The following is a 15,278-nucleotide window of genomic DNA, read 5'->3' as shown; positions in this document are numbered from 1 at the left end:
CCGGCACGACCGCCGCATCGGACCGCTGCACCGGAACGCCCCGCCCCGCATCCCTTTCCCCACCACCCCGAGCAGGAGGCCCATCAGTGAACGCCCGACCCATCCGCCGCACCGGATCCGCCCTCATGGGAGCCGCGCTCGCCGGCACGATCATCGCGGGCGGCCTGCTCGCCGGGCCCGGAGCGGCGCAGGCGACGAGCGACGGCGCCGCCGAGGCCTGCGAGATCACGGGAGGCACCCTGAGCTGGGGCGTCAAGGAGAGCTTCCGCTCCTACATCAGCGGCACCATCGCGAACGGCTCCTGGGAGACGAGCGACGGCGCCACGTACGAGACGCCCGACTTCGGCTGGTCCGGCGCGACCGGCCGCATCGATCCCGCGACCGGCACCGGCACGGTGTCCTTCACCGGCACCGTGCACTTCACGGGGCACGACGGCGTCCTCGACCTCACCATCGCCAACCCGACGATCGAATTCGAGGGCGACGGCAAGGCCGCGCTCATGCTCGACACGCGCAGCACCGACACCGAAGGCGAGGTCGTCGTGGACGCGGCCCAGCAGTGGGTCGGCGACGTCTCGGTCGGCGAGACCGTGGCGCCGAGCGGCGACGCGCTGGCGCTCGCCGACCTGCCCGCGGTGCTCACGAGCGAGGGCGTCAAGGCCTTCGCCGGTTTCTACGAGGCCGGGCAGGAGCTGGATCCGCTGAACCTCGACCTCGAGTTCACCGGGTGCGATGCGTCCGGCGCCCCCGCGGCAGCCGCGTCCGACGGCGGCGCCGGGGCCGAGGAGCCGCAGATCGCGACCCCCGCGGTCGCCGACACGGCGGGACCGCAGATCCCGTGGCTGCCGATCGGCATCGGCGGCGCCGCGCTCTTCGTCATCGGGCTGACCCTCGGCCTGCTCATCGGCGGTCGCAAGCGCCAGGTTCCGGCGTCGCAGCCGGTGGCGCCGCAGTCGGCCGCGGTCGACGCCGCGACGCCGGCCGAGCCGACGGGGCCCGCGGCGCCCTGAGTCCGGAGGGCGCCGGCGCGCTCCGGCGCCCGCCCGCCGCGACGCCGGTCGGGCCCTGCGGCTCCGGCCGGGCCCGCCGCGCTTCCGGCCGCGCCGCGCCTCAGTGGCGCAGCGGCACCACGATCCCGTGTCCGGTGACCGGGTGCGGGATCACCTCGACCGGCGTGCGGTAGACGGAGCTCACGGTCTCCGCCGTGAGCACCCGCTCGGGCGCGTCGCACGCGGCGACCCGGCCCTCCTGCAGCAGCGCGATGCGGTCGGCGTAGGCCGAGGCGAGATTCAGGTCGTGGAGCACGACGAGCACGGCGTCGCCCGCGCGGGCGCGCTCGCGGGCGATCGACAGCACCGCCTCCTGGTGGCCGAGATCGAGCGCCGCGGTCGGCTCGTCGAGCATGAGCACCCCCGTGCGGCCGGCCATGACGCGCGCGAAGGCCGCCCGTGCGCGCTCCCCGCCGGAGAGCGAGGGGACCCGGCGGCTCCCGAGGTGCGCGATGTCGGCGGCGTCGATCGCCTCGGAGATCGCGAAGTTGTCGTCGTCCTCGAGCGGGGTGCGGCGCCACGGCGCCCGACCCATCTCGACGACCTGGTGCACGGTGAACGGGAAGAGCAGCTGGTTGTCCTGCAGCAGCACGCTGCGCCGGCGCGACAGCTCGGTCAGCGACCAGTCGGCGAGCGGTCGATCGCCGAAGCGCACGCTGCCGCGATCCGGCGTCGCATCCCCGGAGAGCATGCTCAGCAGCGTCGACTTCCCCGCCCCGTTCGGGCCGAGGAGCGCGAGGACCTCGCCCGCGCGCAGCTCGAGCGAGACCGAGTCGAGGAGCACACGGCCGCCGCGCTCGAGATGGACCTCCTCGGCCGCGCAGACGACGGCACCGGGCTCCGGGCGCTCGGGCAGGACGAAGTGGCGCGCGGCCATCAGCCCCACCCCCCGGAGCGCTTGCGGGTGCGTCGCAGCAGCCAGAAGAAGAAGGGGCCGCCGACCAGAGCCGTGAGCATGCCGATCGGCATGTCGGCGTTCGGCACGATGGTGCGCGCCCCGAGATCGGCCAGCGTGAGCAGCAGCGCCCCGCCGAGCGCCGATGCGGTGACGAGCGGCAGATGCGCGGGGCCGAGCACCATGCGCATGAGGTGCGGGATCACGAGTCCGACGAAGGAGATGATGCCGGCGAAGGCGACCGCCGCGCCCGTGAGGAGCGCCACGACGAAGATCATGACGATGCGCAGCACCTCGACGTTGACGCCGAGATGGCGGGCGTTGCGCTCGCCGAGGGAGAGCAGATCCAGCTTCCGGGCCGCGAAGTACGCGGCGAGCAGCCCGACCGCGACGATGGGGGCGACGATGGCGATCTGCGTCCACCGGCTGCCCGCGAGGCTGCCGAGCTGCCAGAAGACGATCTGCTCGCGCGACTGGGTGTCACCGAGGAAGGTGAGGAGGGCGATCGCCGCCCCCGCGATGGCGTTGACGGCGATGCCGGTGAGGACGAGGGTCACGACCTCCGTGCGCCCCTGGGCGCGGCTCATGCCGTAGACGACGAGGGTCGCGGTGAGGCCCGCGGCGAAGGCGAACACGGCCGTCGTCCACTCCCCGAACACGGTGAGCCCGAACACGATGGCGAGCCCCGCGCCGACGGCCGCGCCCGAGGAGATGCCGATGACGCCGGGCTCCGCGAGCGGGTTGCCGAAGATGGCCTGCATGAGCAGGCCCGACACGGCGAGTCCGGCGCCGACGAGCGCGGCCATCGCGACGCGCGGGAAGCGGATCGCCCAGAGCGTGGCGTCCCCCGTCGGGTGGGCGGGCATCGGCAGCCAGTCGATGCCGACGCGGTGCAGCAGCGATCCGAGCACCTCCTGCGGCGGGATGCCGAGCTGCCCGGTGCCGGCGGAGAGGACGATCGACGCGGCGAGCGCGAACGCGAGCGCCGCGAAGAGGATCGTCTTCGTCGCGAGATGCCGGGAGGCGGAGCGGCCGCGGTGGAGCGTGGCGGCAGCGGCCGGCTCGGGGCGCGGAGCGGTGCGTGGGGGAGGTGAGGTCATTCGGGACGGCCGCTTTCATGGACACGCGCCGCCGGAAGCGGGCCCGGACGGCGCGATGCTGCGCAGGATCTGCGATGTTCGCTCTTCATCTTACCTTTGTTGGGTTAGGCTGGCCTGCGGAAACATCAGACGAGAGGGGTGCCGTGGGCATGAGGCTGGGATCGAGGCGCCGGGTACTGGCCGCGGCCGTGGTGGCGCTGCTGGGGCTCGGTCTGACCGCCTGCCAGACAGGCGGCGCGCATGGCGGAGGCGACGAAGCCGCCGAGGCGGTCGAGCTGCCGGCGCTCAGCGAGCTCACCCCGCTCGAGGATCCGAGGGCCTACGAGGGGCCGACCACCGCGGTCGTCGGCGGGCCGAGCATCCCGCCGCTCGCGGAGGCCCCGGCCGCCGAGCTCCCGGTCACGGTCGTCTCGAAGGACGGCGCGGGCGACACCGAGATCACCGTCGAGGACGCCTCGCGCATCGTGCCGCTCTCCCTGAGCGGCTCCGTGGGCGAACTCGTCTACGCCTTCGGTCTCGCCGACCACATCGTCGGGCGCGACATCTCGACGAGCTTCCCGGGCTCGGACGAGATCCCCGTGATCACGAAGGACGGCCACTCGGTCGACGCCGAGGCGGTCCTCGCGCTCAACCCCTCCGTCATCATCACGGACGGCAGCATCGGTCCCGTCGACGTCGTGCTGCAGCTGCGCGACGCGGGGATCCCGGTCGTCACGGTCGATCGCGCCATCGATCCCGAGTCGAGCTTCGCGACCGCCCAGCAGGTGGCCGACGCCCTCGGCATCGGCGACGCGGCCCCCGGGCTCGTCGACACCCTGCGGCAGGCCATCGCGGACAAGGAGGCCGAGGTCGCGGAGCTGCGGCCCGAGGACCCCGCGAAGCTGCCCGCGTGGCCTTCCTCTACGTGCGCGGCACGGCGGGCATCTTCTACCTCTTCGGCGAGGGCAGCGGAGTGGACAGCCTCGTCCGCTCCGTCGGCGCGGTCGACGTGGCCGAGGAGATCGGCTGGGTCGGCGAGAAGCCGATGACGGAGGAGGCGCTCATCGCGATGGAGCCCGACGTCATCCTCGTGATGACCAAGGGACTCGAGAGCGCCGGCGGCGTCGACGGACTGCTCGCGGCCCAGCCGAGCATCGCGCTCACCCCGGCGGGCGAGCGGCGGCGCATCATCGATGTGGACGACTCGGTGCTCTTCGCCGGCGGCACCCGCATCCCCGACGTGATCGACGGGCTGGCCCGTGCGATCTACGCGCCCGACTCCCTCGCGTGAGCGGCGCGGGCCGCACACCGTCCTGGCAGCGAGCCCGATGTACGCTAGGGTCTGATCGTCGACCGGGCGGTCGCGCAAGCCAGCCGTGAACAGGGGGACCGACGTGCCGCAGACCATCGACCGCACGGACGGGAACCGCGCGATCCGGAGCGACTACCCCGAGGATCGCTTCGACCGCGTCGCGCGCAGCGGCCGGGTCGGCGCGCACCGGATCGCGGCACGGCCGCGTTACGTCTGGCAGTACCTCATCGCGGCCCTGCTCGGATTCGCGCTGCTCACGACGCTCGGGATCGTGGCCGTCCAGGCGATCGGCGATGCGGGCAAGCTGCCCAGCTCCATCTCGAACGGGCCGCAGGCCTCGGCCGCGCCGCAGGTGACCGCGGAGCTCGATCCCACGGCGACCGTGGCGGTGCTCAACGGCACGGGGACCGAGAATCTCGCCGCGGCCGTCGACCAGATCATCACGCAGGAGGGGTGGGGATCGATCCTCTTCTCCGGCGCCGCCGCCTCGGCCGACGTGCAGATCTCGGCCGTCTTCTACACGGATCCCGCCGACGCCCCGGCCGCGGAGGGCCTCGCGGCCCAGCTCGGCGGGCTCTCGACCTACACGACCTCCGACTACCAGGAGTACGGCGCGCGGCTCGTGGTGCTCCTCGGCAGCGACTACGCCGGGCCGGGCATCGACGAGGCGCGGGCGATGACGGAGGAGGAGGCGGCGAACTCCGGCGCCGATGCGAGCTCCGCGGGCGGCGCCGGGTCCGGCAACGAGATCAATCCCGACACGGGCAACGAGGTCAACCCCGAGACGGGCAACGACATCGACGAGGCGACCGGCTGGGACATCGACCCCGCCACGGGCTGGCCGATCGACCCGACGACGGGCCTCCCCACCGATCCGACGACGATCCCCGTCCCGTAGTCCTCCGAGCGCCCTCGGTCTCCGCCCCCGGCGTTCACCGGCGTCCCCGAGTGTTCGCTTTGCGCGAGCGCCGCCGCTTGCACTCGCCGTGCGTGAGTGCCAAGATTGGTCTTAGCAGTCGGATCGACTGAGTGCTAACCATCCGCGCGACGACGCCCCGTGCGTCGGTGCGGTGCTCACCACAACGAAACGTCCGGGAGGGGCGAAATACATGGCAAAGATCATTGCGTTTGATGAGGAAGCGCGTCGTGGACTCGAGCGGGGTCTGAACACCCTCGCCGATGCCGTGAAGGTGACGCTCGGGCCGCGCGGCCGCAACGTCGTGCTGGAGAAGAAGTGGGGCGCCCCCACGATCACCAACGACGGCGTGTCCATCGCCAAGGAGATCGAGCTCGACGACCCCTACGAGAAGATCGGCGCCGAGCTCGTCAAGGAGGTCGCGAAGAAGACCGACGACGTCGCGGGCGACGGCACCACCACCGCGACCGTGCTCGCCCAGGCGCTCGTGCGCGAGGGCCTGCGCAACGTCGCCGCGGGCAGCGATCCCATCGCGATCAAGAAGGGCATCGAGAAGGCGGTCTCCGCCGTCTCGGCGAAGCTCCTCGAGAACGCGAAGGAGATCGAGACCACCGACGAGATCGCCGCGACCGCGTCCATCTCGGCGGCCGACGAGCAGATCGGCAAGCTCATCGCCGAGGCGATCGACAAGGTCGGCAAGGAGGGCGTCGTCACCGTCGAGGAGTCGAACACCTTCGGCACCGAGCTCGAGCTGACCGAGGGCATGCGCTTCGACAAGGGCTACCTCTCGGCCTACTTCGTCACCGACGCCGATCGCCAGGAGGCGGTCTTCGAGGATCCCTACATCCTCATCGTCAACAGCAAGGTCTCGAACATCAAGGACCTGCTCCCCGTCGTCGATCCGGTGATCCAGTCGGGCAAGCAGCTCCTCATCATCGCCGAGGACGTCGAGGGCGAGGCGCTCGCGACGCTCGTGCTCAACAAGATCCGCGGCATCTTCAAGTCGGCCGCCGTCAAGGCCCCCGGCTTCGGCGATCGCCGCAAGGCCATGCTGCAGGACATCGCGATCCTCACCGGCGGCCAGGTCATCTCCGAGGAGGTCGGCCTCAAGCTCGAGAACGCGACGCTCGACATGCTCGGCACCGCGCGCAAGGTCATCATCACCAAGGACGAGACCACCATCGTCCAGGGCGGTGGCGAGGAGGAGGCGATCGCGGGCCGCGTGACCCAGATCCGCCGCGAGATCGAGAACACCGACTCGGACTACGACCGCGAGAAGCTCCAGGAGCGCCTCGCGAAGCTCGCCGGCGGCGTGGCCGTCATCAAGGCGGGCGCGGCCACCGAGGTCGAGCTCAAGGAGCGCAAGCACCGCATCGAGGACGCCGTCCGCAACGCGAAGGCCGCGGTCGACGAGGGCGTGCTCCCCGGCGGCGGCGTCGCGCTCATCCAGGCGGGCAAGGACGTCTTCGACGGCCTGAACCTCGCCGGTGACGAGGCCGTCGGCGCGAAGATCGTGCAGACCGCCATCGAGGCGCCGCTGCGCCAGATCGCGCTCAACGCCGGCCTCGAGCCGGGCGTCGTCGCGAACAACGTCGCGAACCTGCCCACCGGCCACGGCCTGAACGCCGCGACCGGCGAGTACGGCGATCTCGTCGCGCAGGGCATCCTCGACCCGGCCAAGGTCACCCGCTCGGCGCTGCAGAACGCCGCGTCGATCGCCGGGCTGTTCCTCACCACCGAGGCCGTCGTCGCCGACAAGCCGGAGCCGGCTGCCGCCGCTCCCGCGGGCGATCCGACGGGCGGCATGGACTTCTAAGTCCGAGCCTCCCGGGCGCCCGCGCCCGACGGAACGACGAACAGGGGCCGCACCCGGAAGGGTGCGGCCCCTGTTCGCGTCCGCGGGACGGGACTCAGCGGGTCCTGCGGCGGTAGGCCAGCCGGGCGCCGAGGTAGGCGAGCGCGAGGATCCCGAGGAGCCACGCGAGCGCGATCCAGCCCGTGGCGCCCTGAGGCGCGTCGCCGTCGAGGAGCGCGCGGAGCGTGTCGACGATGGCGGTGACGGGCTGGTGCTCGGCGAACCAGGCGACGGGCGCCGGCATCGAATCCGTCGGCACGAAGGCCGAGCTGATGAAGGGCAGGAAGATCAGCGGGTAGCTGAACGCGCTCGCGCCGTCCACGGACTGCGCGGAGAGCCCCGCGATCACGGCGAGCCAGGTCAGCGCGAGCGTGAAGAGCGCCAGGATCCCGGCGACCGCGACCCAGGTGGCGGGCGAGGCGCTCGAGCGGAAGCCGAGCAGCAGCGCGACGCCGATGACGAGCGCGACGGAGACGAGGTTCGCGCACACCGAGGTGAGCACGTGCGCCCACAGCACACCGGATCGGGTGATCGGCATGGAGCGGAAGCGCTCGAAGATCCCGCTGCGCAGGTCGAGGAAGAGCCGGTACGAGGTGTAGGCGACGCCCGAGGCGATCGTGATGAGCAGGATCCCGGGGAGCAGGTAGTCCACGTAGGACCCCTCGACTTCGGTCTCGATGGCGCCGCCGAGCACGAACACGAAGAGCAGCATGAGCGCGATCGGGGTGATCGCGGTCGTGATGATGGTGTCGGGGCTGCGCAGGATGTGGCGCAGCGAGCGTCCGGTGAGGATCGCGGCGTCGCGGACGCCGCCCGTGACGAGGGTGTGCGCGCTCATCGTTCTCCCTCCTGGCCCTCGGGGTGCTCCCCGCGAGCCGTGCCGTCCCCGACGAGCGCGAGGAAGACGTCTTCGAGCGAGGGCTCCTTCGGCACGTACGCGACCTCTTGCGGCAGCAGGGCGCGGAGTTCGGCCAGGGTGCCGTCGCTGATGATCGTGCCCTCGTGCAGGATCGCGATGCGGTCGGCCAGATGCTCGGCCTCGTCGAGCGTCTGCGTGGTGAGCAGCACGGTGGCGCCGCCGGCGGCGAGCTCGCGCACCGTGCGCCAGACCTCGAGCCGGGACTGGGGGTCGAGGCCCGTGGTCGGCTCATCGAGGAAGAGCACCTGCGGCTCCCCGACGAGGCTCATCGCGATGTCGAGCCGGCGGCGCATCCCGCCGGAGTAGCTGCCCGCCCGGCGATCCGCGGCGTCGCGCAGCTGGAAGCGATCGAGCAGTTCCTCGGCGAGCCGTGCCGGTCGCGGCGTCCGTCGCAACCGGGCGACGAGCACGAGGTTCTCGCGACCGGTGAGCATCTCGTCGACGGCGGCGAACTGCCCGGTGAGGCTGATCGCGCGCCTGGCGGCGTCGGGGGCGGCGGACACGTCGTTGCCGTGGACGGCCGCCCGGCCGGCGTCCGCGCGCAGCAGCGTCGCGAGGATGCGCACCAGGGTCGTCTTGCCCGCCCCGTTCGAGCCGAGCAGCGCGAAGATGCTCCCCGCGGCGACCTCGAAGGAGACGCCGCGGAGCACCTCCACGTCGCCGAAGGACTTCACGAGGCCCTCGACCGCGATCGCCGGCGGAGCGAGCGTCGCGGCGGTCATGATTCCCGCCCCCGTTCCTGCTCGATCGCCGATCCGATCGCCGTGACGAGGCGCTGCCGCTCCTTGTCGATCCATTCGCGGTGCCGGTAGGAGCTCACGAAGGTCTCGGCGAACCCGACGGGGTCGTCGCCGACGATGGCGCTCACGGGCGTGCCGTCGACGGCGGCGCGCTCCCACAGCTCGACGTGGTCGCCGAGCATCGTGACGAGCGTCTCGCCGTCGGCGATCGCCCCGTAGTACATGAAATACCGGTTCAGCGCCCGGGCCGCCTCCGCGTAGGGGGCGGGGAGCGCCTCGAGGCGCGCCATCTGCTGCTTGTACTCGCGCTTCTGCTCGAGCGATCCGGTGAGTGCTTCGATCCATTTCGCGGCCATGTCAGGCTCCTTCGTGTGCGGTGCTGCCGGGGGTGCGGTGTGCGCGGAGCTCCTCGATCCGGCCGGCGAGGAAGCGCCACGCGGTCCAGAACTCCTCGAGTTGGGCGAGGCCCGCCTCGTTGAGCGTGAAGACCTTGCGCGGAGGGCCCTTCTCGGAGGGGACCTTCGCCACGTCGACGAAGCCCCGCTGCTCGATGCGGATGAGGAGGGCGTAGATGGTGCCCTCCGCGAGATCCGCGAAGCCCTCCTCGCGCAGTCTCGCCGTGATCTCGTAGCCGTATGCCGGCTGCGCGGCGAGGATCGCGAGGACGATGCCCTCGAGGGTGCCCTTGAGCATCTCGGTCATCTGATTCGCCATGCGGCCACCTCCTATTCAGTGATGTTGACTACCGGTACAAGGTAACACTGAGTAGCGGTACTTGGCAATACTGAATAGTGAGTCTGTGCGAGACTGCCGAGGGAGCGGGTCAGTCGAGGGCGGTGAAATCCGGGCCGTACTCCCACTTCACGGTTTCCGTGATCGAGATCGTCTCGCTGGAGACGACCCCGGGCGTGGCCCTGATTCGCAGGGAGATCTCGCTGAGGTGAAGCTTGTCTCTGGCCATGGCCTCGAGGGCGATGTCGAAACGACCCTGGGTGGTGACGAGGTAGTAGACCTCGGGGAACTCGGCGAGCTGCGCCGCGACTTGGTGCATCCGCTCGTCCGTTCTCACGACGATGAGCGCGGACTCGGTGAGGCCGTGGGTGCCCGGATGGGTTGTCGCGGTGATGTTCGCGATCTTGGACTCGAACAGGCGCTGGAGTCGCTGGCGCACTGCGGGGTGGGAGAGGCCCACGGCGCGCGACATCTCGGCGACGGACATCCGGCCGTCCTGCTGGAGGAGCAGGATGAGCTTCCGATCGAGCTCGTCGAGCTCCGCCGGTTTCAGGCCGTGGAACATGCCGCCAACGTTCATTCCTCCATTATGGCGTCTGCGGTGGGGGGAATGTGCGCGTGAGGTTCGCGAGAGCCTTCAAAATGAAATCAAAAATTGCTTGCCACATTCATTTTGGAGGCTATATTGGACTCTGGCAATTATTTACGCCCAGGAGTGTGTCGAGGAGGACATATGACGAATTCGACAACCGTCGTGCATGCGGGACGCATCATCGTCGGTGACGGCAGAATGATCGAGAACGGGACGATGACGGTGGTCGACGGCCGGATCGTCGGCATCCGCGCGGACGACGCCGGCACCCCGGCCGGCGCCCGGAGCATCGACGCCTCAGGGCTCACGCTCATGCCGGGCCTCGTCGATTGCCACACGCATCTCGGCGGAGCGTCGAGTCCCGACTACCGGACCTGGGTGATCGAGGACGACCTGCGTCAGGCGGTCATCTCGACGAAGCAGATGCGCGAACTCATGGACTGGGGAGTCACGACGATCCGCGACATCTCGCGAAACGGGATCCGGCTCAAGTGGGCCGTGGACCACGGACACCTCGACGGCCCTCGGATCGTCGCCTGCGGGCCCGGTATCTCGCGCACCGGCGGACACGGCGATGCGCACAACCTCCCGCTGGAGACCGTGCAGCACAGCCACCCGTGGGGGTACATCGCCGATGGCCCCGAGGACCTGCGCAAGGCCGTGCGGACGCTGAGCCGGATGGGCTCCGATGCGATCAAGATCTGGGCGACCGGCGGCGGGATGTGGGACAAGGAGCTCGAGACGGATCAGCACTTCGACTTCGAGGAGATCACCGCGATCATCCGCGAGGCGGACCATCTGAGGATCCCCGTGCTCGCCCACGCGGAATCGCTGGCGGCCGCGAAGGACTGCATTCGGGCGGGGGTCGCCACGGTCGAGCACGGCGAGGAGCTGGACGACGAATGCCGGACGATGATGGTGGAGCGGGGGATCGTCCACGTGCCCACGCTCCAGCTGTTCCTGGGCCCCTGGTTCGACGAGTATCCGCCGCCGCCGCGCGGCGGCCTGGACGCGTACCCCGGAGCGACTCCGGTGGAGCGGGAGAAGTTCCGCGTGACCCAGAACTTCCTCAGCTCGATTGCAGCGGGAGTGCAGATCGCGGTGGGGAGCGACAGCTTCTCGAGCATCGACGTTCCCTTCGGATACTCGACGGTCGAGGAGATCAAGACGATGGTGGGGGCGGGCATGCCCCGCCACGACGTCTTCACCTCGGCGACGTCGATCGGCGCGCGCGCGTTGCGCGTCGATGACGTCACCGGAACCCTCGAGGAGGGGAAGGCCGCGGACTTCCTGATCGTCGACGGCGATCCCTGGGAGGACATCGAGAGCCTGCACCGCGACAACCTCGTCTGGATCCAGCGGGGCGAGCAGGTCTGGAAGGACCTGCTCACGCCGCGGAGCGAGTACGTGCCGCGTGCGGCGCTCGCCGCGAGCATCGGGGCGGGGCGATGAGCTCGCGCGCCCCGGGAGCGGTCGCCGCGGGCGACGTCGCCGGCAGACGCCTCCGCCGGACCGGGCTCGGGACGGCCGATCTGGTGTTCTTCGTCGTGGCCGCGGCCGCGCCGCTGACCGTTGTCGCCGGGGTCGTTCCGCTGGCGATCCGGACTGGAGGGCTGTCCACCGCCTACGGCTACCTCGTGCCCGCGGTGATACTGCTCATGTTCGCGGTCGGGTTCACGGCGATGAGTCCCCATATCAAGAACGCGGGCGCGTTCTACGCGTACATCTCCCGGGGGATCGGCAAGCCCATCGGCGTCGGAGGGAGCTTCGTCGCCGCGCTCGCGTACAACGCGATGACCGTCTGCCTGCTCGCCGGGTTCGCGGTCTACGGGCAGGGGCTCCTCGAATCATTCTTCGGCGTGACGGTGCCCTGGTGGATGATCGCTGCCGTCGGGGTCGTCGGGGTCGGGCTGCTCGGGTACTTCAAGGTGACGATGGGTGCGAAGGTGCTCGGGATCGCGTTGATCCTCGAGGTGCTCGTGCTGATCGTCTACCAGGTCGCCACGCTGGGGTCGGGGGACGTCGACGTGCGCTCCTTCGAGATGTTCAATCCGTCGGTGATGCTCGATCCCGGTTTCGGGGCGATGCTGGTGCTGACCGCCGGGGGATTCATCGGCTTCGAAGCGACGGCCCTCTACGCGGAAGAAGTGAAGGACCCGGAGCGGACCGTTCAGAGAGCGACCTACATCGCCATCGGCTTCTTGGGCCTGTTCTACACCTTCTCCGTCTGGTGCCTCTTCGTCGCATACACTCCCGAGGGCGCGCTCGCGTTCGCCGCTGGTGACGACGTCGACAGCCTCACCTTCGTCTCGATGTCCCGCTACGTCGGGGTATGGCTGGCGGACGTCGGGCAGCTCTTGCTGTGCACGAGCGCGTTCGCCGCCGCACTCGCCTTCCACAACGCTGCGTCGCGCTATCACTTCACGATGGCGAGGGAGGGACTCCTGCCCAGGCGCGTCGGCAGGATCAGTGCGCGCCACGGCTCGCCGATCGGCGGAGTCGTGCTGCAGATCGGGATCACAGTGGTCGTGCTCGGCGCCGCAGCTCTCGCGCAGGCCGACCCCTATCTGGTCGTGTTCCTGTGGTCGTCTGCCCCCGGCGTCCTGGGCGTGCTGCTGCTCGAGATGATCGCCGCTGTCGCGATCGTCGCCTTCTTCTGGAAGGACCGGAGGGGGCACTCGAGCCTGCGAGTGATCGTCGCGCCGGCGTTGTCGGCCGTCGGGCTCGCCGTGCTCATCGGTCTGGCCGTCAGTCAGATGGAGCTCCTGACGGCGGCCTCCAACGAGATCAACGTCGCGCTGCTCGCGCCGATACCGATCCTCTTCGCGGTCGGCATCGGGATCGCATGGCGCATGCGATCCCGGGATCCGCGGCGCTACGCGGCCCTCAACTCGATCGACGTCGAAGCCGAGTCGCCCGCGCTGCCCTGACCCGGCCCGCCGGAGTGCCGGAGCGACCGCTGCTCCGGCGCTCCGGCGCCCCTCAGACCCGGGGCACCGGTACCGTGTCGTCGCCGGGGGGCGCGCTCGGCAGATCGACGCGGAAGGTCGCGCCGCCGCCCGGGGTCTCGTGCACGCTCACGGAGCCGCCGTGGGCGTCGACGATGGACTTCACGATCGCGAGGCCGAGCCCCGATCCGCCCGTCTCGCGGTTCCGGGAGGTATCCGCCCGCCAGAAGCGTCCGAAGATCTTCTCCCTGATCTGCTCGGGGATCCCCTCGCCGTGGTCGACGATCTCGAAGCGCGCCATCGGTGCGACACCGTCGCCGGCGGGCACGGAGGAGACGACGATCTCGATGGGGCTGCCCGCCGGCGTGTGCCGCATCGCATTGCCGAGCAGGTTCGTCATGAGCTGGCGCACCTTGTGCTCGTCGCCGACCACGACGGGCGCCGCCGGATCCTCGATCGCGGTGATGGCGCGATCCGGATCCTGCACTCCGGCGTCGAGGGCGGCGTCGTGCGCGAGGCCGTTGAGGGGGAGCTGCGCGAGCTCGAGGGGGCGGCGCTCGTCGAGCCGGGCGAGGGCCAGCAGATCCTCGACGAGGGAGGTCATGCGGATGGCCTCCTTCTCGATCCGCTCCATGGCCTGCGCGGTCTGCTCGCCCTCCTGCAGCGCGCCCATCCGGTAGAGCTCGGCGTAGCCGCGGACGGAGACGAGCGGGGTGCGCAGCTCATGGCTCGCGTCGCCGATGAAGCGCCGCATGCGTTCGATCGTGCGCGCGCGCTCCTCCAGCGAACCGTCGAGCCGGTCGAGCATGATGTTCAGCGATTCGCCGAGGTGCCCGACCTCCGTGTGCGGACTCGCCACCATGATGCGCTTGGAGTAGTCGCCCCTCGAGATCTCGAGGGCCGTCCGTTCCACCTCGGCGAGCGGCAGGAACGTCGCCGTGACGAGGATCCGCGTCAGCGCGGCGCCGAGCAGCAGCACCGCGATCCCGAACGCGGTGAAGATGACGACGTACTGGGCGACGGTCTGATTGATGCCGGCCGTGGTCGACGCGATGAGCAGCGTGCCGCCCGGCTGGCCGGAGACGCCGATCGTGAGCGCCACGGCCCGCCACTCCGTGCCGTCGCCGCTGCGGATCGAGATCGGCTGCTCGCGGCCGGTGCTCACCGACTCGACGGAGATGGGCGCCGACATGCCGTCCACGTCGGGCCAGGCCGAGCTCGACTTGCCGTGCGTGTTGTCGTACTGCAGATCGCCGTCCGCGTCGAGCACGGCGACGTAGAACTGCGGCCCGGCGAAGAGCACGTCCTCGCGGGTGAGGTTGTCGACGTCCGCCTCCGCGGCGAGCGCCGGCGTCGGATCCTCGTGGAGCTGCCTGAGCGTGCTCTCCTGATTGTTCAGCAGCATCGGGCGCAGCACCGAGAGCGTGCCGACGCCGGCGACGATGAGGCCGAGGAACAGGATGAAGACCGTGACGCCGGTGATCTTCGCCCGCAGCGACACATCGGCGAAGCGGTCGGCGAACCGCCCCACGCTACTTGGTTTCGGTCTTGAGCATGTACCCGAAACCGCGCTTGGTCTGGATCAGCGACTCCTCGGTGAGGGGGTCGAGCTTGCGGCGCAGGTAGGAGATGTAGGACTCCACGATGCCGGCGTCGCCGTTGAAGTCGTACTCCCAGACGTGGTCGAGGATCTGCGCCTTCGAGAGCACGCGGTTCGCGTTCTGCATGAGGTAGCGCAGCAGCTTGAACTCTGTGGGGGAGAGCTCGACGCCGGTGCCGTCGACGGTGACCTCGTGGGTGTCCTGATCCATCGTGATCGGGCCGACCGTGAGCACGGAGTCCTCGTCCTCCTGGATCGTGCGGCGCAGCACGGCCTTGATGCGGGCGATGATCTCGTCGAGGCTGAAGGGCTTCGTGACGTAGTCGTCGCCGCCGACCGTCAAGCCCTCGACCTTGTCCTCGGTGTCGTCCTTCGCGGTGAGGAAGATGATGGGCGCCGTGTATCCGGCGGAGCGCAGGCGCTTCGTCACGCTGAAGCCGTTCATGTCGGGCAGCATGACGTCGAGGACGATGAGGTCGGGCTCCTCCTCGAGCACGGCGGAGATGGTCTGCGCGCCGTTGCCGACCGCGCGCACGCCGAAGCCGGCGAAGCGCAGGCTCGTACTGAGCAGCTCGCGGATGCTGGGCTCGTCGTCGACGATGAGGATCCGGGGTCCCTTGTGCTGAGTGTTCATGGAACCC

Annotated in this window: 16 protein-coding genes; 7 read left to right on the top strand and 9 right to left on the bottom strand. The window is 70.3% G+C overall.

The features are described 5' to 3' along the window. The first annotated feature begins 86 nt into the window (after positions 1-86). Positions 87-1,010, top strand: a complete 924-nt coding sequence (locus tag MUN78_RS12180; protein WP_244726749.1) for an HtaA domain-containing protein — start codon at positions 87-89, stop codon at positions 1,008-1,010. A 100-nt stretch (positions 1,011-1,110) separates the two neighbouring features. Here MUN78_RS12180 and MUN78_RS12175 read toward each other — a convergent pair whose 3' ends face one another. Further along, the gene (locus MUN78_RS12175) at positions 1,111-1,926 is read right to left on the bottom strand and encodes a heme ABC transporter ATP-binding protein (RefSeq protein ID WP_346730443.1); all 816 of its coding nucleotides are present in this window, start codon (positions 1,924-1,926) and stop codon (positions 1,111-1,113) included. Further along, positions 1,926-3,044: a FecCD family ABC transporter permease gene (locus tag MUN78_RS12170; RefSeq protein ID WP_244726747.1), complete on the bottom strand. Its 1,119-nt coding sequence runs from the start codon at positions 3,042-3,044 to the stop codon at positions 1,926-1,928. Before MUN78_RS12170 ends, MUN78_RS12175 begins: the two co-directional genes overlap by 1 nt. A gap of 149 nt (positions 3,045-3,193) precedes the next feature. On the opposite strand from MUN78_RS12170, the gene MUN78_RS12165 reads away from it, so the two are divergent. From MUN78_RS12165 to groL, 4 genes are all read left to right on the top strand, one after another. After that, entirely contained in the window at positions 3,194-4,072 is an 879-nt protein-coding gene (locus tag MUN78_RS12165) for an ABC transporter substrate-binding protein (RefSeq protein WP_244726745.1), read from the top strand. Continuing rightward, complete coding sequence (locus MUN78_RS12160) at positions 3,967-4,314, top strand: ABC transporter substrate-binding protein (protein ID WP_244730086.1); 348 nt, start codon at positions 3,967-3,969, stop codon at positions 4,312-4,314. The genes MUN78_RS12165 and MUN78_RS12160 overlap by 106 nt, the downstream gene beginning before the upstream one ends. Before the next feature lie 103 nt (positions 4,315-4,417). Next, positions 4,418-5,233 (top strand): LytR C-terminal domain-containing protein, encoded by an 816-nt coding sequence (locus MUN78_RS12155; protein ID WP_244726743.1) that lies wholly within the window; start codon positions 4,418-4,420, stop codon positions 5,231-5,233. 211 nt (positions 5,234-5,444) lie between these two features. Continuing rightward, positions 5,445-7,067 carry a chaperonin GroEL gene (groL, locus tag MUN78_RS12150; protein WP_244690208.1) on the top strand — a complete coding sequence of 541 codons (1,623 nt, stop codon included), beginning with the start codon at positions 5,445-5,447 and terminating at the stop codon, positions 7,065-7,067. A gap of 94 nt (positions 7,068-7,161) precedes the next feature. On the opposite strand, the gene MUN78_RS12145 is transcribed toward groL, so the two are convergent. The 5 genes from MUN78_RS12145 to MUN78_RS12125 form a co-directional block, all read right to left on the bottom strand. Next, complete coding sequence (locus tag MUN78_RS12145; protein WP_244726742.1) at positions 7,162-7,944, bottom strand: ABC transporter permease; 783 nt, start codon at positions 7,942-7,944, stop codon at positions 7,162-7,164. Then, complete coding sequence (locus MUN78_RS12140; protein WP_244726740.1) at positions 7,941-8,747, bottom strand: ABC transporter ATP-binding protein; 807 nt, start codon at positions 8,745-8,747, stop codon at positions 7,941-7,943. Before MUN78_RS12140 ends, MUN78_RS12145 begins: the two co-directional genes overlap by 4 nt. Continuing rightward, a complete protein-coding gene (locus MUN78_RS12135; RefSeq protein ID WP_244726738.1) occupies positions 8,744-9,121 on the bottom strand; it encodes a DUF1048 domain-containing protein in 378 nt (125 codons plus the stop codon). Before MUN78_RS12135 ends, MUN78_RS12140 begins: the two co-directional genes overlap by 4 nt. A gap of 1 nt (position 9,122) precedes the next feature. Then, positions 9,123-9,479, bottom strand: a complete 357-nt coding sequence (locus tag MUN78_RS12130) for a PadR family transcriptional regulator (protein ID WP_244726736.1) — start codon at positions 9,477-9,479, stop codon at positions 9,123-9,125. A gap of 109 nt (positions 9,480-9,588) precedes the next feature. Then, positions 9,589-10,077: an Lrp/AsnC family transcriptional regulator gene (locus tag MUN78_RS12125; protein ID WP_244726734.1), complete on the bottom strand. Its 489-nt coding sequence runs from the start codon at positions 10,075-10,077 to the stop codon at positions 9,589-9,591. Positions 10,078-10,230: 153 nt separating this feature from the next. On the opposite strand from MUN78_RS12125, the gene MUN78_RS12120 reads away from it, so the two are divergent. Together MUN78_RS12120 and MUN78_RS12115 are read left to right on the top strand one after the other, a co-directional pair. Then, positions 10,231-11,541 carry a metal-dependent hydrolase family protein gene (locus MUN78_RS12120; protein ID WP_244726732.1) on the top strand — a complete coding sequence of 437 codons (1,311 nt, stop codon included), beginning with the start codon at positions 10,231-10,233 and terminating at the stop codon, positions 11,539-11,541. Further along, a complete protein-coding gene (locus tag MUN78_RS12115) occupies positions 11,538-13,019 on the top strand; it encodes an APC family permease (protein WP_244726730.1) in 1,482 nt (493 codons plus the stop codon). The genes MUN78_RS12120 and MUN78_RS12115 overlap by 4 nt, the downstream gene beginning before the upstream one ends. Positions 13,020-13,071: 52 nt before the next feature. Here the strand turns inward: MUN78_RS12115 and MUN78_RS12110 are convergent, their stop codons facing one another. Both MUN78_RS12110 and MUN78_RS12105 read right to left on the bottom strand, forming a co-directional pair. Further along, a complete protein-coding gene (locus MUN78_RS12110) occupies positions 13,072-14,568 on the bottom strand; it encodes a sensor histidine kinase (RefSeq protein ID WP_244690198.1) in 1,497 nt (498 codons plus the stop codon). A gap of 1 nt (position 14,569) precedes the next feature. After that, positions 14,570-15,271 (bottom strand): response regulator transcription factor, encoded by a 702-nt coding sequence (locus MUN78_RS12105; protein WP_244690197.1) that lies wholly within the window; start codon positions 15,269-15,271, stop codon positions 14,570-14,572. Positions 15,272-15,278 lie beyond the last annotated feature (7 nt).

This window comes from Leucobacter allii (assembly GCF_022919155.1).
GTDB lineage: Bacteria > Actinomycetota > Actinomycetes > Actinomycetales > Microbacteriaceae > Leucobacter > Leucobacter allii.
Note: the sequence above shows the minus strand (reverse complement) of the source record. Positions and strands in the feature narration are given on the sequence as shown.